Source organism: Pelomonas sp. KK5 (assembly GCF_001984095.1).
Lineage (GTDB): Bacteria > Pseudomonadota > Gammaproteobacteria > Burkholderiales > Burkholderiaceae_C > KK5.
Genome location: NZ_LYVQ01000095.1, coordinates 1 through 24,408 on the forward strand (window position 1 = coordinate 1; position 24,408 = coordinate 24,408).

At 68.8% G+C, this 24,408-nt stretch carries 22 protein-coding genes and 1 riboswitch; of the genes, 12 read left to right on the plus strand and 10 right to left on the minus strand.

Annotated features, from left to right (window positions below; genetic code table 11):
* Positions 1-792 (plus strand): caspase family protein (locus B0W88_RS16105; RefSeq protein WP_144006797.1); only part of this gene is annotated, 792 nt, incomplete at its 5' end.
* Positions 793-797: 5 nt separating this feature from the next.
* Here the strand turns inward: B0W88_RS16105 and B0W88_RS16110 are convergent.
* From B0W88_RS16110 to B0W88_RS16135, 6 genes are read right to left on the minus strand one after another with little or no spacing between them, the layout of a single operon-like run.
* The gene (locus B0W88_RS16110; RefSeq protein ID WP_077035667.1) at positions 798-1,928 is read right to left on the minus strand and encodes an acyl-CoA dehydrogenase family protein; all 1,131 of its coding nucleotides are present in this window, start codon (positions 1,926-1,928) and stop codon (positions 798-800) included.
* Positions 1,929-1,941: 13 nt separating this feature from the next.
* Positions 1,942-2,610 (minus strand): SDR family oxidoreductase, encoded by a 669-nt coding sequence (locus B0W88_RS16115; RefSeq protein WP_077035668.1) that lies wholly within the window; start codon positions 2,608-2,610, stop codon positions 1,942-1,944.
* Positions 2,607-3,035, minus strand: coding sequence for a GIY-YIG nuclease family protein (locus B0W88_RS16120; protein WP_077035669.1), 429 nt, complete (start codon positions 3,033-3,035; stop codon positions 2,607-2,609). The genes B0W88_RS16115 and B0W88_RS16120 overlap by 4 nt, the downstream gene beginning before the upstream one ends.
* Positions 3,032-4,213 carry an acetyl-CoA C-acyltransferase gene (locus tag B0W88_RS16125; RefSeq protein WP_077035670.1) on the minus strand — a complete coding sequence of 394 codons (1,182 nt, stop codon included), beginning with the start codon at positions 4,211-4,213 and terminating at the stop codon, positions 3,032-3,034. Before B0W88_RS16125 ends, B0W88_RS16120 begins: the two co-directional genes overlap by 4 nt.
* 42 nt (positions 4,214-4,255) lie before the next feature.
* Positions 4,256-4,912: a carbonate dehydratase gene (gene can, locus B0W88_RS16130; protein ID WP_077035686.1), complete on the minus strand. Its 657-nt coding sequence runs from the start codon at positions 4,910-4,912 to the stop codon at positions 4,256-4,258.
* A 32-nt stretch (positions 4,913-4,944) separates the two neighbouring features.
* Entirely contained in the window at positions 4,945-6,126 is a 1,182-nt protein-coding gene (locus tag B0W88_RS16135; protein WP_077035671.1) for an isovaleryl-CoA dehydrogenase, read from the minus strand.
* Positions 6,127-6,287: 161 nt separating this feature from the next.
* On the opposite strand from B0W88_RS16135, the gene B0W88_RS16140 reads away from it, so the two are divergent.
* From B0W88_RS16140 to B0W88_RS16155, 4 genes are all read left to right on the plus strand, one after another.
* Positions 6,288-7,550, plus strand: coding sequence for a DUF2868 domain-containing protein (locus B0W88_RS16140; protein WP_158080872.1), 1,263 nt, complete (start codon positions 6,288-6,290; stop codon positions 7,548-7,550).
* A complete protein-coding gene (locus B0W88_RS16145; RefSeq protein WP_077035673.1) occupies positions 7,547-8,923 on the plus strand; it encodes a GTPase/DUF3482 domain-containing protein in 1,377 nt (458 codons plus the stop codon). The genes B0W88_RS16140 and B0W88_RS16145 overlap by 4 nt, the downstream gene beginning before the upstream one ends.
* 81 nt (positions 8,924-9,004) lie before the next feature.
* Positions 9,005-10,285 (plus strand): DUF6861 domain-containing protein, encoded by a 1,281-nt coding sequence (locus tag B0W88_RS16150; protein ID WP_144006798.1) that lies wholly within the window; start codon positions 9,005-9,007, stop codon positions 10,283-10,285.
* Between the two features lie 2 nt (positions 10,286-10,287).
* On the plus strand, positions 10,288-10,713 hold the full coding sequence (locus B0W88_RS16155; RefSeq protein WP_077035675.1) for a hypothetical protein: 426 nt from the start codon (positions 10,288-10,290) through the stop codon (positions 10,711-10,713).
* Positions 10,714-10,764: 51 nt separating this feature from the next.
* Here B0W88_RS16155 and B0W88_RS16160 read toward each other — a convergent pair whose 3' ends face one another.
* On the minus strand, positions 10,765-11,241 hold the full coding sequence (locus B0W88_RS16160; protein WP_077035676.1) for a DUF1854 domain-containing protein: 477 nt from the start codon (positions 11,239-11,241) through the stop codon (positions 10,765-10,767).
* Between the two features lie 3 nt (positions 11,242-11,244).
* Entirely contained in the window at positions 11,245-13,527 is a 2,283-nt protein-coding gene (locus tag B0W88_RS16165) for an ABC transporter ATP-binding protein (protein ID WP_077035677.1), read from the minus strand.
* Between the two features lie 175 nt (positions 13,528-13,702).
* On the opposite strand from B0W88_RS16165, the gene cphA (B0W88_RS16170) reads away from it, so the two are divergent.
* From cphA (B0W88_RS16170) to B0W88_RS16185, 4 genes are all read left to right on the plus strand, one after another.
* Positions 13,703-15,895: a cyanophycin synthetase gene (cphA, locus tag B0W88_RS16170; protein WP_077035678.1), complete on the plus strand. Its 2,193-nt coding sequence runs from the start codon at positions 13,703-13,705 to the stop codon at positions 15,893-15,895.
* 35 nt (positions 15,896-15,930) lie between these two features.
* A complete protein-coding gene (cphA, locus tag B0W88_RS16175; RefSeq protein ID WP_077035679.1) occupies positions 15,931-18,495 on the plus strand; it encodes a cyanophycin synthetase in 2,565 nt (854 codons plus the stop codon).
* A gap of 129 nt (positions 18,496-18,624) precedes the next feature.
* Positions 18,625-19,563: a hypothetical protein gene (locus B0W88_RS16180; protein WP_077035680.1), complete on the plus strand. Its 939-nt coding sequence runs from the start codon at positions 18,625-18,627 to the stop codon at positions 19,561-19,563.
* Entirely contained in the window at positions 19,563-20,012 is a 450-nt protein-coding gene (locus B0W88_RS16185; protein WP_077035681.1) for a nuclear transport factor 2 family protein, read from the plus strand. Before B0W88_RS16180 ends, B0W88_RS16185 begins: the two co-directional genes overlap by 1 nt.
* A 50-nt stretch (positions 20,013-20,062) precedes the next feature.
* Here the strand turns inward: B0W88_RS16185 and B0W88_RS16190 are convergent, their stop codons facing one another.
* Together B0W88_RS16190 and yiaA are read right to left on the minus strand one after the other, a co-directional pair.
* Positions 20,063-20,896 carry an HDOD domain-containing protein gene (locus B0W88_RS16190; protein ID WP_077035682.1) on the minus strand — a complete coding sequence of 278 codons (834 nt, stop codon included), beginning with the start codon at positions 20,894-20,896 and terminating at the stop codon, positions 20,063-20,065.
* Positions 20,897-21,047: 151 nt separating this feature from the next.
* Positions 21,048-21,488, minus strand: a complete 441-nt coding sequence (gene yiaA, locus B0W88_RS16195; protein ID WP_077035683.1) for an inner membrane protein YiaA — start codon at positions 21,486-21,488, stop codon at positions 21,048-21,050.
* Positions 21,489-21,600: 112 nt separating this feature from the next.
* A riboswitch (FMN riboswitch) is annotated at positions 21,601-21,765 on the plus strand.
* A 71-nt stretch (positions 21,766-21,836) separates the two neighbouring features.
* On the opposite strand from yiaA, the gene B0W88_RS16200 reads away from it, so the two are divergent.
* The 3 genes from B0W88_RS16200 to B0W88_RS16210 all read left to right on the plus strand — a co-directional run.
* The gene (locus B0W88_RS16200; RefSeq protein WP_077035684.1) at positions 21,837-22,304 is read left to right on the plus strand and encodes a 6,7-dimethyl-8-ribityllumazine synthase; all 468 of its coding nucleotides are present in this window, start codon (positions 21,837-21,839) and stop codon (positions 22,302-22,304) included.
* Positions 22,305-22,331: 27 nt separating this feature from the next.
* The gene (locus B0W88_RS16205) at positions 22,332-23,996 is read left to right on the plus strand and encodes an FAD-dependent oxidoreductase (protein ID WP_077035685.1); all 1,665 of its coding nucleotides are present in this window, start codon (positions 22,332-22,334) and stop codon (positions 23,994-23,996) included.
* Positions 23,993-24,408: alpha-ketoglutarate-dependent dioxygenase AlkB (locus tag B0W88_RS16210; protein WP_198937851.1), on the plus strand; the 416-nt coding region annotated here is incomplete at its 3' end. The genes B0W88_RS16205 and B0W88_RS16210, both read left to right, overlap by 4 nt.

Genomic DNA, 24,408 nt, shown 5'->3' on the forward strand with positions numbered 1-24,408 from the left:
GCGCCCACCCAGCGCTGGGCGCTGATCATCGGCGTGGCCGACTACGCTGCCGTGCGCCAGCGCACCGGCAGCGGCATCTCCGACCTGCCCCAGGTGGCGCGCGACCTGGTCCAGTACGAGCAGATGATGCTGGACACCGGCACGCCGCGCAGCAACATCACGGTGCTGAAAGACGCCTCGGCCACGACGCTCAACGTCACGCTGGAGCTGAAGAAGCTGGTGGCCAAGGTCGGGCCCGGCGACCTGGTGGGCGTGTTCCTGTCAGGCCACGGCGGCCCGTCGGATTTCTCGCCCTCGGGCTACGGCATGCCGGCGCTGCACGACTTCGCCTTCAACAACCCCGCCCTGCTGGACTTCTGGCAGCTGCAGAGCCTGTGCATGGGCCTGCCCTGCCAGCAGGTGCTGTGGGTGATCGACACCTGCCATTCCGGCAACGCCGCGCGCAACCTGATCACCGCCGAGATGGGCGCGGGCGGCGTGCAGGCGGTCAGCAATATCGGCGGGCCCGATGCGGCGCGCGTGGCGCAGAGCGTGCAGGGCCAGAAGCACTTCGCGGTGGTGACCGCCTCGACCAGCCAGGAGTCGTCCTTCGACGGCGTGTTCACCTCGCGCTTCACCCGCACGCTGACCGCCATCAAGGGCAGCCAGCCGGTGGCCGAGGTGCTGCGCAGCAAGGTGGGGCCGGACGTCGTCCAGTACACCCGACAGATCTGCAGCCGCCAGAAGTGCGAGATGCCCCAGCAGACGCCGACCTTCGGCTACTCCGGGCAGGGGCAGTTGATTCGGCTCTAGTTACGTTACGCGAGCGCGCGGCCGATCAGGATCTTCTGCACTTCGGACGTGCCTTCGTAGATCTGGCAGACGCGCACGTCGCGGTAGATGCGCTCGACCGGGAAGTCGCTGACGTAGCCGTAGCCGCCGTGGACCTGGATCGCCGCGGAGCAGACCTTCTCGGCCATCTCGGTGGCAAAGAGCTTGGCCATCGCCGCCTCCTTCAGGCAGGGCTGGCCGGCGTCCTTCAGCGCGGCGGCATGCCAGATCAGCTGGCGCGCGGCCTCGATCTGCGTGGCCATCTCGGCCAGCTTGTGGCCGATCACCTGATGCTCGAAGATCGGCTGGCCGAAGGTCACGCGCTCCTTGCTGTACTTCAGCGCCGCCTCGAAGGCCGCGCGGGCCATGCCCACCGCCTGCGAGGCGATGCCGATGCGGCCGCCCTCAAGGCCGGACAGCGCGATCTTCAGGCCCTGGCCTTCTTCACCCAGGCGGTTCGCAGCCGGCACGCGGCAGTTCTCGAACAGGATCTGCGCGGTGTCGCTGGCATGCTGGCCCATCTTGTCCTCGATGCGCGCCACCGTGTAGCCGGGCGTGTCGGTGGGCACCAGGAAGGCGCTGATGCCCTTCTTGCCGGCGGCCTTGTCGGTGACGGCCATGACGATGGCGATATCCCCGTTCTTGCCGCTGGTGATGAACTGCTTGACGCCATTGAGGATGTAGTCGTCGCCGTCACGCACAGCTGTCGTCTTCAGGCCGCCGGCCTCGGAGCCGACATGCGGCTCGGTCAGGCAGAAGGCGCCCAGCATGTCGCCGCGCGCCAGCGGCTTCAGGAAGCGCTGCTTCTGGTCCTCGTTGCCGAAGCCCATCAGGATCGAGCAGACCGGGCAGTTGTTGACGCTGACCACGGTGGAGGTGGCGCCGTCGCCGGCACCGATCTCTTCCAGGATGATGGACAGGGCCAGATAGTCCAGGCCCGCGCCGTCGTACTCGGTGGGCACGGCCACGCCGTAGCAGCCCAGCTCGGCCAGGCCTTGCAGCTCGCTGGCCGGGAAGTGGTGGGTCTTGTCCCACTCGGCCGCCTTCGGAGCGATCTCGGCTTGCACGTAGGCACGGACGGCGTCCTGCACGGCGCGGTGGTCTTCGTTGAGGATCATCTTGCTTGTCTCTTTACCAGGCGATGCGCTGGCCGTCGTAGTTATGGAAGGAGCCGTTGTCCTCGGCCTTGGCGCCGGCCAGCACCTTGCGCATGCCGGAGACGCTGGTCGTGACGTCGATGTCGGCGCCGCTGCCGCCCATCTCGGTCCGCACCCAGCCCGGGTGGAAGCTCAGGCAGATCGCCTTGCCTTCGAGCAGCAGCGAAGCGTCCTTCAGCACCGAGTTGGCCGCGGCCTTGGAGGCGCGGTAGAGCCAGCCTGACGATGACGAACGCTCGCCGATCGAGCCCATCCGCGAGGACAGGATGGCGAGCTTCGCGCCGGGGGCCAGGTAGTCGGGCAGTTGCGGCAGCACGCGCATCGGGCCGAGGACGTTGGTGTGCATGACGTCGTCGAACTCGCTGGCGGTCGGGCTCTGCAGGCCGGTGTGGCGCGGGCCGTAGACGCCGGCCACGATGATGACGGTGTCGAAGGCATGGCCGTCGATCTGCCAGGCCAGGCCGGAGGCGCTGGCGGTGTCGCTGACGTCGAGCTTTAGCGGCTTGGCGCCGAGGGCGTGGATGGCGGCAAGGCCCTCGTCGCTGCGGGCGGTGGCGACGACCTGGGCGCCGTCGGCGCGGTACTGGCGGACGAATTCGAGGCCGATGCCGCGGGAGGCGCCGATGATGAGGGCTTGGGTCATTTGGGTTTGCCTTGTTTGAGGGTTTGGGCTGGGGGCTTCGATACCTCAGCCCGAACGGCGTTGGGGTGTCCTTCGTCGAGGGGGACCATCATCCGTTCGCCCTGAGGTATCGAAGGGCCCGTGACCAAGTGGGCAGGCAAGGGATTCTTCGTCCCCCAAGCCAGCACCTGCAAGCCCTGCCAGTCACCGCGAATCAATGCTTCCTTCTTCGCGCGACTCCACCCCTTGATCTGCAACTCCGCAGCCAAGGCCTCCTCGCGAGTCCCGAAGGCCTGACTCCACACCAGTTCCACCGGCCTGCGCTTGCTCGTGTACCCCGGAATCACCCCACTCCGATGCTGCCCCAGCCGCATCTCCAGATCCTCGCTATGGCCCGCATAAAACGAGCCATCGCGACACTTCAAGAGATACGCCCAGAAGCTCACATCAGCTCGACACCCACCGCCGTCGCCTCACCCCCGCCGATGCACAGCGCCGCCACACCGCGCTTCAGGCCGCGGTGCTTCAGCGCACCCAGCAGCGTGACGATGATGCGGGCGCCCGAGGCGCCGATCGGGTGGCCCAGCGCGCAGGCGCCGCCGTTGACGTTGACGATCTCGTGCGGCAGCTTGAACTCGGCCATCGCGGCCATCGTGACGGCGGCGAAGGCTTCGTTGACTTCCCACAGGTCGACGCTCTTCGCATCCCAGCCGTTCTTCTTCAGCAGCTTCTCGATCGCGCCGACCGGGGCGGTGGTGAACCACTCAGGCGCGTTGGCGTGGACCGCCGTGCCGACGATGCGGGCCACCGGGGCCAGGCCCAGCTTGGCAGCGGTCGATTCGCGCATCAGCACCAGCGCAGCGGCGCCGTCACTGATCGACGAGGAGGTGGCGGCGGTGATCGTGCCGTCCTTCTTGAAGGCGGGCTTCAGGCCGGGGATCTTGTCCAGCTTGGCCTTGAAGGGCTGCTCGTCCTTGCCGATGACCGTGTCGCCGCTGCGGCCCGCGATCGTGACCGGGGCGATTTCCCAGGCGAACGAACCGTCGGTGTTCGCGCGGATCGCGCGCTCGGTGGACGAGACGGCGAAGGCATCCTGCGCTTCACGGCTGAAGCTGTACTTGGAGACGCACTGCTCGGCGAACACGCCCATGGCCTTGCCGCGCTCGTAGGCGTCTTCCAGGCCGTCCAGCGCCATGTGGTCGTACATCTGCGCGGCGCCGTACTTCACGCCCTTGCGCGCGAACATCAGGTGCGGGGCATTGGTCATGGACTCCATGCCGCCGGCGATCAGGATGTCGGCCGATTCGGCCTTCAGCGTGTCATGGGCAAACATCGTCGCGCGCATGCCGGCGCCGCACATCTTGGACAGCGTCACCGCGCCGACCGACTGCGGCAGGCCCGCCTTCAGCACGGCCTGGCGCGCCGGGGCCTGGCCCTGGCCGGCCATCAGGCAGTTGCCGATGAAGGCCTCTTCGATCGAGTCGCCGGGGACGCCGGCACGCTCGACCGCGGCCTTGATCGCGACGGCGCCCAGCTCCCATGCCGAGAGGGAAGAGAAATCGCCCAGCAGGCCGCCGATCGGCGTGCGTGCGGCGGAAACGATGACGATGGAATCGGTAGCCATGGTGCTTGCTCCTTGTAAGTCTGTATCTCTACTCAATCGATCTCAGGCGTAGCGGCTCTTGACCGCCGCCAGCGCGCGCTTGAAGGCGGGAATCACGTCGTCGTGATTGCCCACCGTCATCTGCAGGTCTTCCAGCAGGCCGTTGTGCAGGCCGTAGACCCAGCCGTGCACGACCACCGACTGGCCACGCGCCCAGGCGTCCTGGACCACGGTCGTCTGGCAGGCATTGCGGGCCTGCTCCAGCACGTTCAGCTCGCACAGCGCGCCCCAGCGCTGGTCTTCGCGCAGGCTGTCCAGCCACTCCTGGTGGTGGTTGCGCACGTCCTGCACGTGGCGGATCCAGTTGTCGGCCACGCCGACGCGCTGGTCCAGCAGCGCGGCCTTGACGCCGCCGCAGCCGCTGTGGCCGACGATGATGATGTGCTGCACCTTCAGCGCGTCCACGGCGAACTGCATGACGGACAGGCAGTTCAGGTCCGAGTGGACGACGACGTTGGCCACGTTGCGGTGGACGAACAGCTCGCCCGGCAGCAGGTTCACCAGGTCGTTCGCCGGCACGCGGGAATCGGCGCAGCCGATCCACAGGTACTGCGGCGTCTGCTGGTTCAGCAGCTTCGAGAAGAAACCAGGTTCCCGCGCCTCGGTGGCCGCGGCCCATTGCTTGTTCGAGTCAAGCAGTTCGCTCAGGTCAGTGCTCATGTCGGCATTCTCGCTGCGGTGCAGCAAGACCATTACATCGTCTCGGCGAAAAGCTCTCGGCCGATCAACATGCGCCGGATCTCGGAAGTGCCGGCCCCGATCTCGTACAGCTTGGCATCGCGCCAGAGGCGGCCCAGCGGGTACTCGTTGATGTAACCGTTGCCGCCGAAGATCTGCACGCCCTCGCCGGCCATCCAGGTGGCCTTCTCGGCCGTCCACAGGATCACCGAGGCGCAGTCCTTGCGGACCTGGCGCACGTGGTCGCTGCCCAGCATGTCGAGGTTCTTGGCCACGGTGTAGGCGAACGAGCGCGCGGCCTGCAGCACGGTGTACATGTCCGCGACCTTGCCCTGGATCAGCTGGAACTCGCCGATGCTCTGGCCGAATTGCTTGCGGTCGTGGATGTACGGGATCACGTTGTCCATCACGCTTTGCATGATGCCCAGCGGGCCGCCGGTCAGCACGGCGCGCTCGTAGTCCAGGCCCGACATCAGCACCTTGGCGCCGCTGTTGACCGCGCCCAGCACGTTCTCAGCCGGCACTTCCACGTCCTGGAACACCAGCTCGCCGGTGTGCGAGCCGCGCATGCCGAGCTTGTCCAGCTTCTGCGCGATCGAGAAGCCCTTCATGCCCTTCTCGATCAGGAAGGCGGTGACGCCGCGGGCGCCCAGCTCCGGCTCCGTCTTGGCGTAGACCACCAGCGTGTCGGCGTCCGGGCCGTTGGTGATCCACATCTTGTTGCCGTTGAGGACGTAGTAGCCGCCCTTGTCCTCGGCCTTCAGCTTCATGCTGATGACGTCGGAGCCGGCGCCCGGCTCGCTCATCGCCAGCGCGCCGACGTGCTCGCCGCTGATCAGCTTGGGCAGGTACTTGGCCTTCTGGGCGGCGTTGCCGTTGCGGTTGATCTGGTTGACGCAGAGGTTCGAGTGCGCACCGTAGCTGAGGCCCACCGAGGCCGAGGCGCGGCTCACCTCTTCCATCGCCACCATATGGGCCAGGTAGCCCATATTGGCGCCGCCGAACTCCTCGGGCACGGTCACGCCCAGGATGCCCAGCTCGCCCATCTTGCGCCACAGGTCCATCGGGAACTGGTCGCTGTGGTCGATCTCGGCCGCGCGGGGCGCGATCTCGGCCTGGGCGAAGGCGTGGACCGCGTCGCGCAGCGCGTCGATGTCCTCGCCGAGTTGGAAATTGAGGCCGGGCAGATTGCTCATTCGATGTCTCCTGGTGACGCGCCGCGCAGTTTACGTTTACGTAAACGTCAATTGTAGAGGCCCGGACTCGGCTTTGTCGATGGCAGACTCCGGAACCGATGGCCGATGCACCCGACACCGCTCCCCGAAGCCCTTTGGAGGCCGCTGCCGTTTGGCGCGCGGTGCAACTGATCGAGGAAGACGGGCCGCTGGATGACAGTGCGGAACTGCGCCGTCTCGGGGCGGGCGATGACCGTGTGCGGCTCGTGGAGCGGGCCTGGCTGCTCGGCAAGCGGCTGGGCCTGCAGCGCGAATGGGCGCGCTGGCGGCGTTTCGGCGGCGCGGTGCTGCTGGTGCTGGCCCTGGCGGTGGCCGCGCTGGCCTGGGGTCTGGCGCACGGCCTGCTGGGCGAGGAGCGCCGGATCAATGCCGTCGCCGCCTTCGCTTCGCTGCTGGGACTGCATGCGTTGAGCTGGTTGGTCTGGGCGGCGTCTCTCGTGCTGACGCCAAGATCCAGCGGCACCGGCCTGGGTCGGCTGGCGCTGCAGCTGACCGCCCGACTGGACCGCGGCCCGCATGCCTTGCAACTCGCTCGCGCCACCGGCGATGTGCTCGCCCGCGCCCGGCTGGCACCCTGGGTCTTCGGCGCGCTGAGCCATCTGATATGGAGTCTGTCCTTCGCGGTGCTGCTGCTCGGCCTGGCGCTGGGCTTCGCGCTGCGCGCCTACCGGCTCGACTGGGAGACGACGATCCTTACGCCGGGTTTCTTCACCGCCTTCACCGAGGCCAGCGCCTGGCTGCCGGCACGGCTGGGCTTTCCGCCGCCCGACGCCGCCGCGCTGCTGGCCGGCACGGCCGGGCCCGACCAGCAGCGCGACTGGGCCTGGTGGCTGATCGGCTGCGTGGCCATCTACGGGCTGGGCCTGCGGCTGCTGAGCCTGGCGGCCTGCGCCCTCGTCTGGCGGGTAGGTCGACGCCGCCTCGCGCCAGACCTCGGCGAGCCCTATGCGCGGCGCCTGCTCGCCAGGCTGCCCGCCGCCGTCGAGGCGCTTGACCCGGAGCAGCCCCAGGCGCATACCAGCCTCCAGTCGCGTACCGGCGCGGCCGGCGCCCCGCTGCTGATCGGCTTCGAGCTCCCACCGGAGGCGGACTGGCCGCCGCGCCGCATCGCCGGCAGCCTCGGCGAGCGAGAGGCCTTGCTGGCGGAACTCGCGGCGGCGCCTCCCGTGCGGCTCCTCATCGTCTGCCACGGCGCTTCCAGCCCGGACCGCGGCACGGCGCGCCTGCTGCGCGAGGCGGCCGGCTCGGCGGGCGCCACCGCGCTGCTGGTGCCGGGCCGCGGTGCCTCGCGCTGGCGCGACTGGCTGGCCGCCAGCGGCCTCGCCGGCATTGCCCTGCACGAGGACCGCGTCGCCGCGCTCGCCTGGCTGGAGCCCCACGCATGACGCCCCTGGCCATCGCCGTCGTCGGCCACACCAATGCCGGCAAGACCTCGCTGCTGCGCACGCTGACCCGTCGGCGCGACTTCGGCCGCGTCTCTGAGCAGCCCGGCACCACCCGCCATGTCGAAGCGATAACACTGAGCCTCGACGGCACCCCGCCGCTGCGCTTCTTCGACACGCCGGGCCTGGAAGACTCGATCGCACTCTGGCAGCACCTGCAGCAGCAGGGCGGCGACGACCGCCCCGCCCGCGTGCGCGCCTTCCTCGCCGGCCCCGAAGCGCGCGCCACCTTCGAGCAGGAGGCCAAGGTGCTGCGCCGCCTGCTGGAAGTGGACGCCGGCTTCTACGTGATCGACTGCCGCGAGCCGGTGCTGCCCAAGCACCGCGCCGAGATCGAGCTGCTCAACAGCTGCGCCCGCCCGCTGATGCCGGTGCTGAATTTCGTCGCCGACCCGGCCGCCCGCACCGCCGACTGGCAGCAGGCGCTGGCCGGTGCCGGCCTGCATGCGCAGACAGCCTTCGACGCGGTGGCGCCTTTCATCGGCGCTGAGCGCCAGCTCTATCAGGACCTGGCGACTTTGCTGCCGGCGCGGCGCGCCGAACTGCAGCAGGTCAATGCGGCGCTGGACGAGGAGCGCCACCGGCGCGCCGAGGCCGATGCCCGCGCCGTTGCGGACCTGCTGGTGCAGCTGGCGGCCCTGCGCCGCGAGATCGACCGGCGCGTGCATGCCGATGCAAGGGCCCGCGCCGAGGCCGAGCGCCAGCTGCAGCTGCAGGCCGTGCAGCGCGTCCGCCGCTGCGCCGACCTGCTGATGGACATCCACGGCTTCGACCGCGCCGATCTTCAGCTGTCCCGACTGCCCTGGCAGGACGGCCGCTGGGCCAGCGACCTCTTCCATCCGGACACGCTGCGCGAGGCCGGCCGCAAGCTCGGCATGGGCGCGGCCGTGGGCGCTTCGCTGGGCGTGGTGGCGGACCTGGCGGTCGGCGGCCTCTCGCTGGGCGCCGGCGCGGCGCTGGGCGGGGCGATCGGCACCGTCGCCTCGCAAGGCTGGCGGCAGATCGGGCGCAAGCTGGCGAACCGCCTGAGCGGTGTCCATGAATTGACGCTTGCAGACCCTGTGATCTTCCTGGCCGGACGGCAGCTCTGCGACCTGGCCGGCACGCTGGAACAACGCGGCCATGCGGCGCTCGGCGCGCTGGTGCAGGCCGAGCCCTCGATGAACGCCGGCGACGACAAGACGCTGCGGGAGACCATCGCACTCGCGCAAACGGCCCGCAGCCACCCCGACTGGGCCGAGCCAGGCAAGAGCCAGCGGCGGGAACTGCTGGTGGAAGACATCTCTCGGCAATTGCAGCGCATCGCACCGAGGTAAAGACTTCCCGGCGTCATCGGGATGGCCGCCGCGCCAGCGGCCACGCAGCATCGGTCTCCTTGCAATGCGGAGGCGGCCTTGTTGTCCAGCTGGCTCGATCTGGAGCGTCTCGAAAGGGCCTATGCCCAGGCCGGCTTCGGCGCGATCTTCGACTCGATGGGCCGCCGCATCGACAGCGGAACGCGCTGGATTGCCGAGCAGGCATCACGCACGGCCCGCGTCCGCGAGGCGGTCGAACGCTCGGTGCCGATGGCCATGGAGCAACTCGGCCGGACCTTGGCGGGTATCGACCTGAGCATGGTGGCGGGCATCCTGGCCGCGCTGGTCAAGGACCTTCTCACGGCGTACGCCTGCGGCGCACTGGCCGGTGGGGTGATCGGCGGCGTCGCCGGGGCCATCGGCGGCGCAGGCGTCGGCGCAGTCCCCGGCGCCATCGGCGGTGCGACGGTGGGTGTCGGCGTGACCACCTGGGCCCTCGGCTGGCTGGGCCTCGGGCTGCTGATCAAGGAAATGGCCGAGTCGCTGCCGGCAGCCTTCAAGGAATATCTGAGCGGCACGCTGGAAGCGTGGGGGCCGCTGAACGAGCCGGCCCAGCCCACTTATCCGCCTCCCGGCTCAGCCACTGGGAATGTCGGGCTGGCTGCGCTGCGGATGGCGCATGGGCACCAGCGACTCCTGATCTCCCTGCTGAGCGCAATGATGATGTACATCTCGCGCGGGGCTGTGTCTCGGCTGGAACTTCTGGCGAGAATCCGTTCGAACACCCGTCTTGGGCCCGCCATGGCCGACTGGCTGGCCGCCAACGAAGAGCAGTTGTCCATTCGCCTGACGCCCGGGCAGAGGCCTCAAGGCACCGGCGGTAGCGAATCCGATGCGTCGGCTGGGACCGCCAGGCGGGGGGCCCCAAAGGATGAGCCTGTCAGTTCATCGCCTGGAGCCGGAACCAGCAGCCATAAGCAGGTGCGATGGCAGGAGTACAAGGACAACGGCGGTAGCTGGGACTATGAGCGTTGGTCAAAGGTGTATGACGCCAACATGACTCGTGCTTCCGAGGCCAATAAGGCAGTCGACAGATACCATCAAGCACTGAATTGGGGGGAGCGTGAGGTTTCCGTCGAAGTGAAAGTCGACGGACAGCCCTTTGTTCGCCGCCTTGATATAGCCGACCGTACAATCCAACGCGGCGTCGAGTACAAGACGGGCTATCAAAGTGCAACGGCAGAAAATCTGTGGGAACTTGCTCGAGACAAGGCCCTCGCAAAAAAGGGCTGGGACATCACTTGGGTCTTCCGAGATAAGGCATCCCAACCCCTTCTGGATGCGCTTGAGGACGCTGGAATAAAGTATTCAATAGGGCACTGACCATGTCGGAAGATGATGATCAATTCCAAGCATGGCTCATGGACATGGGCGATGCGATTGAACGCCTGATGAATTCACTCCCTGCCGAGATCTCACGAAAAATGGATTTCACGGCAGAATCTTTGAGCCCCGTTGAGCATTTCTGCCTGGCCAGATACCCATCCGCAACCGAAGCCAAAGAATTAAGCGAGGCAAAAACCATTGACAGTATTGCCCGCTATGTTGGACAGGTATTTCGCAAGAATCTTGGCGGAAAATGGTTCATAGACTTTTCCGACCCAAAAAATGCTTTCTACGGGCTGCCGCAACTGTCCGGAATGACAGGTCAAGACACTCAGATCTGCCCCTTGTCGCTCGTAATTGCTTCTTTAGACCGGCGTACAGGAAAATTCCTGCGGACCGTTTACGAGAGTCATTTGGAGACTTGAGCAGGACAGCAGCGCACCATCCGCCCGCCCTGATTCTGCGCATTTGCTGACTCAGTAAAGAAACCTCTCCAGCAACTTCCTCGACCCCCGATCCAGCGCGAACCGATCCGGCACCTGGTACTGGATGCCGTGGCTGCTGGTGATCATCAGCCGGCCCTCGGCGAGGCGGCGGATGTCTTCCTCGGACTTCAAGATGAACTGCGTAGGCCCGCGCTCGGTCTCCACGTCCCACTGGCTGGGCGTGGAGAAGGTCGAGACCTTGGCGATGCGCAGCAGCGTCGGGATGAATTCGCGCTGGGCGAACTCGCTTTCCAGCAGCTCGCGCTGCGGCACCGGCAGGGCGGACAGGCGTTCGATCCAGGCCAGCTCGTGGCCGTCGGTGCCGACCAGCGACACGCCTTCGTCCGGCGCCGAGATCGGGTGGGCGCGCACCGGCGTCACGCCGACATGCTCGACGCCCTGTTCGTCGACCAGCACCAGGCGACCGAAGGCATTGCGGCTCAGGTTCAGATTCAGATCACTGCTCATCGCTCAGGCCTCCACCGCCACATGGATGTTCGGGTTCGGCGGCGCCTCCGGCACCTCGTCCTCCGAGTCGACCCGGCGCGCCTGCGCCTCGTACAGCCGCCAGTAGTGGCCCTGCCGCGCCATCAGTTCCTCGTGCGGGCCCACTTCGACGACGCGGCCGCGGTCCATCACCACCAGGCGGTCCGCCTTGCGCAGCGTCGAGAGCCGGTGGGCGATGGCGATCGTCGTGCGGCCCTTGACCAGGTTGTCCAGCGCCTTCTGGATCTCCTTCTCGGTCTCGGTGTCGACTGAAGACGTCGCCTCGTCGAGGATCAGCAGGCGCGGATTGATCAGCAAGGCGCGGGCGATCGAGATGCGCTGGCGCTCGCCGCCCGACAAGCCCTGGCCCCGCTCGCCCACCAGCGAGTCATAGCCCTGCGGCAGCCGCAGGATGAACTCGTGCGCATGCGCGGCGCGCGCAGCGGCGACGATCTCCTCGCGGCTCGCATCCGGCTTGCCGTAGGCGATGTTCTCGGCGATCGTGCCGAAGAACAGGAAGGGCTCCTGCAGCACCAGGCCGATATGGCGGCGGAAGTCGGCCACGCCGATGCGGCGCAGGTCCACGCCGTCCACCTTGATCGAGCCCTCGGTCACGTCGTAGAAGCGGCAGATCAGGTTGACCAACGTGCTCTTGCCCGAGCCGCTGTGGCCGACCAGGCCGATCATCTCGCCGGGCTTGATGTCCAGCGACAGCCCGCGGATCACCGCGCGGTTGCCGTAGCGGAAGCCGATCTCCTCGATCTGGATGCCGCCCTCGACTTGGCCCATCGGCACCGGATTCGTCGGCTCGGGCACGTTGGAGCGGTGGTCCAGGATGTCGAAGATGCGCTTGGCCCCGGCCGCCGCCTTCTGCGTGACCGAGACGATGCGGCTCATCGAGTCCATCCGCCCGTAGAAGCGGCCGATATAGGCGAGGAAGGCGGTCAGCGTACCGACGGTGATGTTCTGCTTGGACACCAGGTAGATGCCGAAGGCCCAGACCACCAGCAGCCCCATGTCGGTCAGCATCGTCACCGTCGGGCCGAACAGGCTCCAGGTCTTGTTCAGCTTGTCGTTCAGCGCCAGGTTGTGCTTGTTGGCATTGCGGAAGCGCTGGGCCTCGCGCTTCTCCTGCGCGAAGGCCTTGACCACGCGGATGCCCGGGATCGTGTCGGCCAGCACCGAGGTCACCTCACCCCAGACCCGGTCGATCTTCTCGAAGCCGGTGCGCAGCCGGTCGCGCACCAGGTGGATCATCCAGGCGATGAAGGGCAGCGGCACCAGCGTCGCCAGCGCCAGCCAGGGGTTGATCGAGAACAGGATCGTCGCCGTCATCAGGAGCATCAGCACATCGGTGATGAAGTCCAGCGCATGCAGCGAGAGGAAGACGCTGATCCGGTCGGTCTCGGAGCCGATGCGGCTCATCAGGTCGCCGGTGCGCTTGCTGCCGAAGTACTCCAGCGACAGGCCCAGCAGGTGCTCGAAGGTGCTCGTGCGCAGGTCGGCGGCGATACGTTCGGATACCAGCGCAAGGATGTAGGTCTTGCCCCAGCCCAGCAGCCAGGACACCAGCGCGGCCCCGAACAGTCCGCCCATGTAAAGCGTTACCTTGCCGGGTTCGATCTGGTGGCCCTGCTGGAAGGGGATCAGCACCTCGTCCATCAGCGGCATCGTGAGATACGGCGCCACCAGCGTGGACGCCATCGCGCCCAGCATCAGCGCGAAACCGGCCGCCAGCTGGCCCTGGTAGGGCCGGGCGAAGCGCCACAGCCGCAGCAGCACCCAGGTGGACGGCGGCGTGTGCAGCTCGCGCTCGCAGGTGGGGCATTCCTCGGAGTCGGGCGGCAGCGGCGCCTTGCAGCTGGGGCAGTAACTGACATCCTCGACGTCAGCGGCCGGCGGTTCGTCCCGCTTCTCAACCGCCTCCTGGAAGCGCTGCGCCTGCAGGTTCACCTGCAGCGTGAAGCGCCAGCTGGCCAGGCGCCGGGTGCCGTCCACCAGCTCGAGGTGGCCGATGCCGGCGTGGTCGGAGATCTTCAGGTGCAGGTCCGGCGCCAAGGCCCAATCCGACCAGACATCCCCGGCCGGATCCCAGGCGAGCAGGCGCTGGTTCGTCAGCGCCAGCAAGCCGCGGGCGAAGCGCATCTGCGAGTCGAGGTCAACCTCCAGCGCGGCTGAGACGTTCTCCCCGGAACGCAGTCGGCTTTGCAAGGCCGGCCACTGCGGGTGATCTGAGGTCCTTGCTTCTACGGGTGGTTGATGCTGCATCTTGTGTTGTTTGTCCGGTCCTGCCGCCAGGGCCGCCGGCAATTTCCAGTCCGGATTTTGTCTCAAGCGCAAGCTTTCGCCCCGAATCGCCTTTAGCCCCGCCGCCTGACCGGCCCCCAAATCTCGGCGCACAATTGCGCCCTGCCCACTTGGCAACGACTCCCTGCCCTCATTCATGAGCAAGAAAGAAGACATCAAGCTGCTCCGCGTCAACTACCTGCGCGGACCCAATATGTGGACTTACCGTCCCGTGCTGGAGGTCTGGCTCGATCTGGGAGAACTCGAGCAATTCCCGAGCAACCTGCTCGAAGGATTCACCGACCGGCTGACCACCGCCCTGCCCGCCCTCGTGGAACACCACTGCGGCGTCGGCGAGCGCGGCGGCTTCCTGCAGCGCCTCACCGAAGGCACCTGGATGGGCCATGTGCTGGAACACGTGGTGATCGAGCTGCTGAACCTCTCGGGCATGCCCACCGGCTTCGGCCAGACCCGTTCGACCAGCAAGCACGGCATCTACCGCATGGTGTTCCGCGCCCGCGACGAGCAGGTCGCCCGCCAGGCGCTGGCCGAGGGCCATGCCCTGCTGATGGCGACGATCAACAGCGAGCCCTTCGACGTGGCCGCCGCCGTGGCCCGCGTCCGCGACAAGCTGGACGACTGCTACCTCGGCCCCTCGACCGCGGCCATCGTCGCCGCCGCCACCGACCGCCGCATCCCGCACATCCGGCTGAACGACGGCAACCTGGTGCAGCTGGGCCACGGCGCCCGCCAGCGCCGCATCTGGACGGCCGAGACCGACATGACCAGCGCCATCGCCGAAGGCATCGCGCGGGACAAGGACCTGACCAAGTCGCTGCTGAAGAGCGTCGGCGTGCCGGTGCCGGAAGGCTCGGTCGCCAAGGACGCCGAGCACGCCTGGGCCTGCGCGGAGGACATCGGCCTGCCGGTCGTCGTCAAGCCCTCCGACGGCAACCACGGCCGCGGCGTCACGCTGGACCTGCGCGAGAAGGTCGACGTGCTGGCCGCCTTCAAGGTGGCCGACGCCCACGGCTCCGAGGTGCTGGTGGAGAGCTACATCCCCGGCCTGGAGCACCGCCTGCTGGTGGTGGGCGGCCAGGTCGTGGCGGCGGCGCGCGGCGAGGAGGCCTGGGTCGTCGGCGATGGCCGCTCGAACATCCAGCAACTGGTGGACAGCCAGATCAACACCGACCCGCGCCGTGGCACCACCGAGGACTTCCCGCTGAACCGCCTGACCCTGGCCGAGGACGGCGTGATCCTGCTGGACCTGCAGCGCCAGGGCCTGTCCATCGAATCGGTGCCCGCCCTCGACCAGCGCGTGCTGATCCAGCGCAACGGCAACGTCTCCAACGACTGCACGGCCGAGATCCATCCCGAGGTGGCCCACGCCGTCTCGCTGGCCGCCCGCGTGATCGGCCTGGACATCGCCGGCGTCGATCTGGTCACCACCGATATCTCCAAGCCCTTGAGCGAGACCGGCGGCGCCATCGTCGAGGTCAATGCCGGCCCCGGCCTGCTGATGCACCTGAAGCCCGCCGCCGGCGCGCCGCAGCCGGTCGGCCAGGCCATCATCGACCACCTGTTCGCCGAGGACGACAACGGCCGCATCCCGGTCGTCGGCGTGGCCGGCTCACGCGGCACGCACACCGTCTCGCGCCTGGTCGCCTGGCTGCTGCACCTGAATGGCCGCCATGTCGGCCTGGCCTGCCGCGACGGCCTGTTCCTGGCCAACCGCCGCGTCGAGAAGCGCGACAGCTCCCGCTGGGACGCCGCCCACCGCCTGCTGATGAACCGCGGCGTGGACGCCGTCGTGATCGAGAACAGCGCCGCGGCCATCCTGCGCGACGGCCTGGCCTATGACCGCTGCCAGGTGGGCGTGGTCACCGACATGGACGGCAGCATCGGCGGGCTCGCCGGCCTGGCCGAGTACGACGTGCAGGACGCCGCCGCCCTCTACAAGGTGATGCGCACCCAGGTGGACGTGGTGCTGAGCGAAGGCGTCGCGGTGCTGCATGCCGCCGTGCCGGCCCTGGTCGAGATGGCCGAGCTGAGCGACGGCGAGGTGGTGCTCTACGCGCTGGACGGCAATCTGCCGGCAATACGCTCGCACCGCGAGGCCGGCGGCCGCGCGGTCTTCCTGCAGGGCGGCGCTGCGGTGCTGGCCCAGGGCCAGTCCGAGACCTCCGGCGCCAATGTGGACGCGCTGCTGCGCCGTTTCGCCGCGGGCAGCAAGAACGCCGAGGTCGATGCCAGCATCGTGCTGGCCGCCGTCGCCGCGGCCTGGGCCATGAACATCCCGCCTGAACTGATCTCCGCCGGCATGGACACCTTCGTGCCTGAAGCCGCCTGAGGCCACCTGAACCAGCTACTGAGAGAACGCACAAGATGGAAGTCTCCCGCACCCGCGCGCTGCGCGGCCCGAACATGTGGAGCCGCCACACGGCGATCGAGGCCGTCGTCCATTGCACCGAGGCCGAGCTCTCGCTGGCCCGCATGCCCGGCTTCGAGCAGCGGCTGCGCGCGCTGTTCCCGGCCATCGGCCCGCTGCGGCTCGACGCCTCGATGGCCCGCGTGCTCGAGCAGGCCGCGCTGGCGCTGCAGGCCCAGGCCGGCTGCCCGGTGACCTTCAGCCAGACCCACGTGACCAACGAGGCGGGCACCTTCCAGGTGATCGTCGAGTACAGCGAGGAAGACGTCGGCCGGCTGGCCTTCGACGAGGCCGTCAAGTTGCTGGAAGCGGCCGCCAACCCCGAGGGCAGCTTCGACATCGACACCACGCTGAAGACGCTGCGCGAGATGGACGAGGACGTGCGCCTCGGCCCCTCGACCGGCTCCATCGTCGATGCCGCCGTCGTCCGCGGCGTGCCCTTCCGCCGCCTGACGCAGGGCAGCCTCGTGCAGTTCGGCTGGGGCGCCAAGCAGCGCCGCATCTGGGCCGCCGAGGTGGACGCCACCTCGGCCGTCTCCGAATCGATCGCGCAGGACAAGGACCTCTCCAAGCGCCTGCTCGAATCCGCCGGCGTGCCGGTGCCGACCGGCCGTCCCTGCGTCTCGCCGGACGATGCCTGGGAAGCCGCACTGGAAGTGGGCCTGCCCGTCGTCGTCAAGCCGCTGGACGGCAACCAGGGCAAGGGCGTGACGGTCAACGTCGTCACCCGCGAGCACATGGACATCGCCTACAAGGCCGCGGACGAGATCGGCCAGGTGATGGTCGAGAAGTTCCTGCCGGGCAGCGACTACCGGCTGCTGGTCGTCGGCGACAAGCTGGTCGCCGCCGCCCGCCGCGACCCGCCGCACGTGATCGGCGACGGCGTGCTGACCGTCAAGCAGCTGGTGGACAAGGTCAACAGCGACCCGAAGCGCGGCGACGGCCATGCCACCTCGCTGACCAAGATCCGCTTCGACGACATCGCCGTCGCGCGGCTGGCGCTGCAGGACCTGACCCCCGAATCGATCCCCGACAAGGGCCGCCGCGTGATCCTGCGCAACAACGCCAACCTGTCCACCGGCGGCACCGCCACCGACGTGACCGACGACGTGCACCCCGAGGTGGCCGCCCGCGCGATCGCCGCGGCCCAGGTCGTGGGCCTGCATGTCTGCGGCGTGGACGTTGTGGCGGAGACCGTGCTGCGTCCGCTGGAGGAAGTCAACGGCGGCGTGGTGGAAGTGAACGCCGCACCCGGCCTGCGCATGCACTTGAGCCCCAGCTACGGCAAGGGCCGCAACGTCGGCGAGGCGATCATCAGCCACCTCTACGGCAGCGGCCAGAAGAGCGAGGACGGCCGCATCCCGGTCGTCGCCGTCACCGGCACCAACGGCAAGACGACGACCACCCGGCTGATCGCCCACATGTTCGCGACGATGGGCCTGAAGGTCGGCATGACCAACACCGACGGCGTCTACATCGACGGCCGCCAGACCGACTCCGGCGACTGCTCCGGCCCCAAGAGCGCCCGCAACGTGCTGATGCACCCGGACGTGGAAGCCGCCGTGTTCGAGACCGCCCGCGGCGGCGTGCTGCGCGAGGGCCTGGGTTTCGACCGCTGCCAGGTGGCCGTGGTCACCAACCTCGGTGCCGGCGACCACCTGGGCATGAACTTCCTCAACACCGTCGAGGAACTGGCCCTGGTCAAGCGGGTCATCGTGCAGAACGTGGCGCCGACCGGCTATGCGGTGCTCAACGCCGCCGACCCGGTGGTGGCCAACATGGCCTCCACCTGCCCCGGCCAGATCATCTTCTTCGCCAAGGACCGCCACCACCCGCTGATGGCCGCCCACCGCTCGCAGGGCAAGCGCTGCGTCTACGTGGACGGCGACATGCTGGTGGCCGCGCAAGGCTCCTGGCGCGAGCAGATCCCGCTGCGCGACATCCCGATCACCCGCAACGGCGCGATCGGCTTCCAGGTCGAGAACGCGATGGCCTCCGTCGCCGCCGCCTGGGGCGTGGGCCTGGACTGGGACACGATCCGCCGCGGCGTGGCCAGCTTCGCCAACGACGCCGACAACGCACCCGGCCGCTTCAACGTGATGGACTTCCGCGGCGCCACCGTGATCGCCGACTACGGCCACAACGGCGATGCGATGCACGCGCTGGTGTCCGCCGTCGAGGCGCTGCCGGCCACGAAACGCAGCGTCGTCATCAGCGGCGCCGGCGACCGCCGCGACGAGGACATCCGCGTGCAGACGCAGATCCTCGGCAAGGCCTTCGACGAGGTGATCCTGTTCCAGGACGCCTGCCAGCGCGGCCGCGAGGACGGCGAGGTGCTGGCCCTGCTGCGCCAGGGCCTGCAAGGCGCCCCGAAGACGAGCTACGTGGACGAGATCCGCGGCGAGTTCGTGGCCATCGACACCGCGCTGGACCGGCTGCAGCCGGGCGAGCTGTGCCTGGTGCTGGTGGACCAGGTCGAGGAGGCGCTGGCGCACCTCGCCAAACGGATCTCCGCAGGCTGACGGCAAGCTGATCGGCCGCAGAGAAAGCAAATGAAACAGCCCCCCTGTTCTGGTGACTTCCCGGTCACCAGAGCTCGGGCCTTGGGTGTCGAATGAGGGCCTGCCTTCTTTCCACCAAGGAGTGAGTCCATGAAGTTGCATCGTCTGCTGCCGCTGGTCCTGGGCTGTGCCGGCCTGATCGGGTCGGTCCAAGCCGCCAGCGTCAAGGAGTCCGACCAAGACGTCTACAGACCCACCGGCAAGGGCTATGGCGAACTCGATACCGTCGCCACCGAGAACGCGCACAAGGGCCAGAGCAAGCCGACCGGCGGCGGTGGCGGCAACAACGGCATCTTCTACAACGGCGGCCCGGTGATGAACAACGCGGCCGGCGTCAACGTCTACTTCATCTGGTACGGCAGCTGGACCACGGCGCGCAAGAGCCTGCTGGAGACCCTGATCCCCGGCCTGAGCGGCTCGCCGATCTTCAACATCAACACGAGCTACTACGACAGCGCCAAGCGCAAGGTCGTCAACGCCTCGACCCTGGTCCAGTCGGCGACCGACAACTACTCGCTGGGCAAGTCGCTCAGCGACGCCAACATCCAGACCATCGTCGCCAACCAGATCGCGGGCGGCTACCTGCCCAAGGACACGAACGGCGTGTACTTCGTGCTGACCGCGGCCGACGTGGCGGAAACCTCGGGCTTCGGTTCCAAGTACTGCGGCTGGCACACCCACGGCACCATCGGCGGCTCGGACATCAAGTACGCCTTCGTCGGCGACGCGACCACCATCGCGCCCTCCGGCTGCGGCGTGAACACCCCCTCGCCCAACGGCGACGGCGGCGTCGACGGCATGGCCAGCGTGGTCTTCCACGAGCTGTCCGAGGCGGTCACCGACCCGGACCTGAACGCCTGGTACGACCACCGCGGCCAGGAGAACGCCGACAAGTGCGCATGGAACTTCCTCACCACCTTCAGCACGGGCAACGGCGCCAAGGCCAACGTCACGCTCGGCGGCCACAACTGGCTGCTGCAGAGCAACTGGGTCAATGCCGGCGGCGGCTATTGCGCGCTGAGCTATTGATGATCCGCGCCCTGCTGCTGCTCTGCCTGGCCTGCTGCACGGCGCTGCCGGCGCAGGCCCAGGCGGATGGCCGCGGGGGCGCCGGCGTGCCGACGCTGACGCTGTACATGAAGACCTTCGGCGCGCTGGAGCAGGAGCTGTCGGCGGCCCAGGCCAGCGGCGACACGGCCACGCTGGACCGCCTGCTGGGCCCCTTCTTCGAATTGCGCCGGCCGCGCCAGGAGACCGAGGCGCGCGAGGCCCTGATGGCGGGCAGCCGCGCCCGGCGCGGCAGGGCCGCCGCCACGCTGAGCGACTTGTCCGTCTACGAGGTCGGCGCCGAGGCCGTGGCCTACTTCCTGCTGCGCGAGGCAGACGGCCAGACGCGCTCGGTGGTCGACGTCTGGACCCGCGCCGGCGGCCCCGCCGGCCCGTGGCAGCTGCGCCTGCGCTTCGAGCAGCCGCTCTGATCGATCGGTCCCGCGGCTGCCCTAGGGCCTGTTCACACTACGGACAGGCCCTAGTGCAGCAACGCCTCCACCTCGCTGCCCACGTCGCCGGCGGCGGTGATCATCTTCTCCAGCAGCGTCAGGTCCAGGTGCAGGTGCTCGACCAGCTCGGGCTCGACCAGCTGCAGCGCGGCGGTGGCGCCCTCGTGGTGCTCGACCGCATCGGCCAGCACCTCGGCCAGGTGCAGCACCGCGCCCATGCGGTTGAAGGGCCGCGTCTCCAGCGGCGCGCTGGCGTGGCTGAAGGCCTCCACCAGCGTGTCGGGGAAGTGCCAGCGGGCGGCCAGCTTGGCCGTCACGTCCGCATGGGTGCAGTCGAAGCGCGCCTGCTCCACCTCGAAGCGGCTGCCCGGCCGCGCCGTGTGCGTCTCCGCCTCGGCCACCGCATCGGGCTGCTGCATCGCCATCAGCAGCTCGCCGGTGCGCAGCATCAGGCCGGAGAGATAGGCCGTCTCGGCGTCCATCTGCAACTGCTTGCACAGCAGCGAGGCATAGGTGGCGGTGGCCAGGCTGTGGCGCCAGAAGGTGCTGCGGTCCAGCCCCTTGACCACCGGGAAGGCGCCGCACAGGCTGGCCGCCAGGCTCAGGTTGCGAAGCGTGTCCATGCCCAGCGCCGCGGCCGCGTCCTGCAGGTGGTCAATCTTGTGCGAGGGGCTGTAGCGGGCCGAGTTGGCCAGGCGCAGCACCTTGGCGGTGAGCGTCGAGTCCTTGCCGATCAGCGCGGCCAGGGCGCCGAGGCTGATGTTGTCGTCGTCGAAGCTGCGGATCAGCTTCGTCGCCACCTCGGGCATCGTCGGCAGGGCGGCGGTCTGGGCAAGGAAGCGTTCGGCGGCGGCTGCGTTCACGTTGACACTCCGATCAGGTAACGGGTTAGTCGATCGGCACAGTGTAGGAAGCGAAACACGGCCGGCGCCAGCGGTGGATTGCGGTCACGCGCTGGCGGGATGCGTACAAATGCGCGGCTTCGGCGAACTCCGATGCCCGGCCCTGAGCCCATCAGGCCTCGTGGCCCGGCTCCGCCGCCTCGGCGCCGCCGAGCGTGGCCACGTCGCGCACGTTCTTCTGCACCGCCACCGCCGCGAACAGGCTCAGCACGAAGGCCATCGCGAAGAAGCCCTTCTCGCTCATCGTCAGCGTGGCATTGAACAGGCCCACGGCCAGCAGCAGGATGGACAGCGCCAGCGAGAGCCAGCACAGGCCGAAGTAGAGGCCGGTCACCTTGATGCCCTCCAGCCGGTCGCGCACCGACTTCTGCAGCGACACCGCGGCAAAGAGGCCGTACATCAGGATCGTGAAGTAGTAGCCCTTCTCGTTGAGCTGCATGGCCGAGTTCCACAGCCCGGCCAGGTAGGTGATGGCGCCGATCAGGAGCGCCGCCCAGGAGGCCCCGATGAAGGCGCCGGTCGGTCGCTGGATCTGGCTGTTGTTGTTGTTCATCTTCTGTTCTCCCGGGTGTGTTGACGACTGACGAAGCCTGGGCAATGTAGCAACTCGCCGGGTTCCGCTGAAGGCCGCCGTTAGAATTCACACGCCTGCCGGTAACGGCGGGCAGCGTTCTCAGGGCGGGGCGAAATTCCCCACCGGCGGTATGCAGCGGATCGAAAGAGCAGCTGCGAGCCCGCGAGCGCCTTCACCGCTCACCGCGGCGAAGGGTCAGCAGACCTGGTGAGATGCCAGGGCCGACGGTCACAGTCCGGATGAAAGAGAAACGCGTGGTCTCGGCCGCCGCATGCCCGCCTCGGGCCTGGGGCGGCTGCGTTTGCGTGTGAGCGCCCTGATTCATCAATGCCTCCCTGTCGGAGAACCATCTTGAATCAGCCCCAACTTCCCATCGCCATCATCTCCGCCGCCTGGCATGCCGACATCGTCGGCCAGGCCGTGGATGCCGCAGCCGTCGAGCTGCATCGCCACGGTCTCCCCATCGAGCGCTTCCAGGTGCCCGGCGTGTTCGAGATCCCGCTGCATGCGCAGCGCCTCGCGAAAAGCGGCCGCTACGCCGCCGTGATCGCCTGCGGCCTAGTCGCCAACGGCGGCATCTACCGGCACGAGTTCGTCTCCAGCGCCGTCATCGACGGCCTGATGCGCGTGCAGCTGGACACCGGCGTGCCGGTGTTCTCCGCCGTGCTGACGCCGCGCGACTTCCACGAGCACGAAGAGCACCACGCCTTCTTCCACGCCCACTTCGTCAAGAAGGGCGTGGAGGTGGCAAGCGCCTGCCGGGCCACGCTGGCGAGCCTCGCGACCCTGCCGTAAGAGGCCGGATCGGGCAACAATCAGCCCATGCCCGATCCCACAGACACCCTCGCCTCGCGCAGCCACCAGATGTTCCCGGTGCTGGCCGAGGCCGACATCGCCCGGCTGCGCCGCTTCGCCCATCCGGTGGGCTTCCCGAATGGCGCGCGGCTGTTCGCCGCGGGCGAGCGCGGGGCCGGCATGTTCGTCATCACCGAGGGCGAGGTGGCCATCACCCAGCGCGACGGCCTGGGCCGCGTCGTGCCCATCGTCACCCAGGGGCCGGGCCAGTTCATGGCCGAGGTCGGGCAGCTCTCGGGCCGGCCCTCGCTGGTGGACGGCCATGCGCTCTCCAATGTCGAGGCGCTGCTGATCCCGCCGGAGCAGCTGCGCGCGCTGATCATCGCGGAGGCCGACCTGGGCGAGCGCATCACCCGCGCGCTGATCCTGCGCCGGGTGGCGCTGATCGAGTCGGGCGCCTCCGGCCCGGTGCTGATCGGCGAGCCCGACGCGCCCGACCTGCTGCGCCTGCAGCAGTTCCTGCGCCGCAACGGCATGCCCCATCACGTGGTCAATGCGGCCGACGACGAGGAGGCCGCCGCGCTGCTGGTCCAGCATGGCGCCGCGCCCTGCGAGCCGTTGGTGGTCTGCGCGGACGGCGCGGTGCTGCTGAACCCCGACGAGCCCACGCTGGCCCGCTGCATCGGCATGCTGGACGCCCGCGAGCGCGACGAACTGTTCGACCTGCTGATCGTGGGCGCCGGCCCGGCCGGCCTGGCGGCCGCCGTGTACGCCGCCTCGGAAGGCCTGAAGGTCGCCGTGCTCGACTGCCGGCACTTCGGCGGCCAGGCGGGCGCCAGCGCCCGCATCGAGAACTTCCTCGGCTTTCCCACCGGCATCTCGGGCCAGGCGCTGGCCGGCCGCGCCTATGTGCAGGCGCAGAAGTTCGGCGCCGAGATCATGATCCCGGCCGAGGCCGCCTCGCTGGACTGCAGCCAGGCCGGCCGCGAGCTGCAGGTGAAGCTGCGCGACGGCCGGCGCCTGCGCGGGCGCAGCGTGATCATCGCCAGCGGCGCGCGCTACCGCCGGCCGGACGTGCCGCGACTGCCCGAGTTCGAGGGCCGCGGCATCTCGTTCTGGGCCTCGGCCGTCGAAGCGCGGCTGTGTGCCGGGGCGGAGGTGGCGCTGGTCGGCGGCGGCAACTCGGCCGGCCAGGCGGCCGTCTACCTGGCCCAGCATGCGAAGCACGTCCACATGCTGATCCGCGGGCCCGATCTCTCGGCCAGCATGTCGCAGTACCTGATCGACCGCATCCGCGCCCAGCCGAACATCGAGCTGCGCGCCCGCACCAAGCTGACCCGGCTGGACGGCAGCAGCACCGACGGCCTGCGCTCGCTGGCCTGGCGCTGCAGCAACGAGGCCGCCGAGGAAACGCGCGACATCCATCACCTGTTCCTCTTCGTCGGCGCCGACCCCGAGACCGCCTGGCTGGAGGGCTGCGGCGTCACCCTGGACAAGAACGGCTTCGTGATGACCGGCGCCGACGTGACCACGCTGACGCACCGCCCCACCGCGCTGGAAGCCAGCGTGCCGGGCGTGTTCGCGGTGGGCGACGTGCGGGCCGGCTCGGTCAAGCGGGTCGGTGGCGCGATCGGCGAGGGCGCGGCGGCGGTGGCGATGGTCCACCAGTTCCTCTCTCGCCTCCCTCGATGACGCTGGACCTGTTCGCCACCGAGGCCCGGCAAGACCTGGCCCCCGGGGCGCTGCTGCTGCGCGGCTTCGCGCTGGACGCCGCGCCGGCCCTGCTCGAAGCCGCCGCCGCCGTGCAGGCGGCCGCACCGTTGCGCCGCATGCGGACGCCCGGCGGGCTGACGATGCAGGTAGCGATGACCAACTGCGGGGAGCTGGGCTGGGTGTCCGACGCGCGCGGCTACCGCTACCAGCCGACCGACCCGCTCAGCGACGAGCGCTGGCCGGCGCTGCCCGCCGCCTTCGCGGCGCTGGCCCGAGACGCCGCCGAGGCTGCCGCTTATGCCGGCTTCGCCCCGGACGCCTGCCTGGTCAACCGCTACGAGCCCGGCACCAAGCTGAGCCTGCACCAGGACCGCGACGAGCAGGACTACGC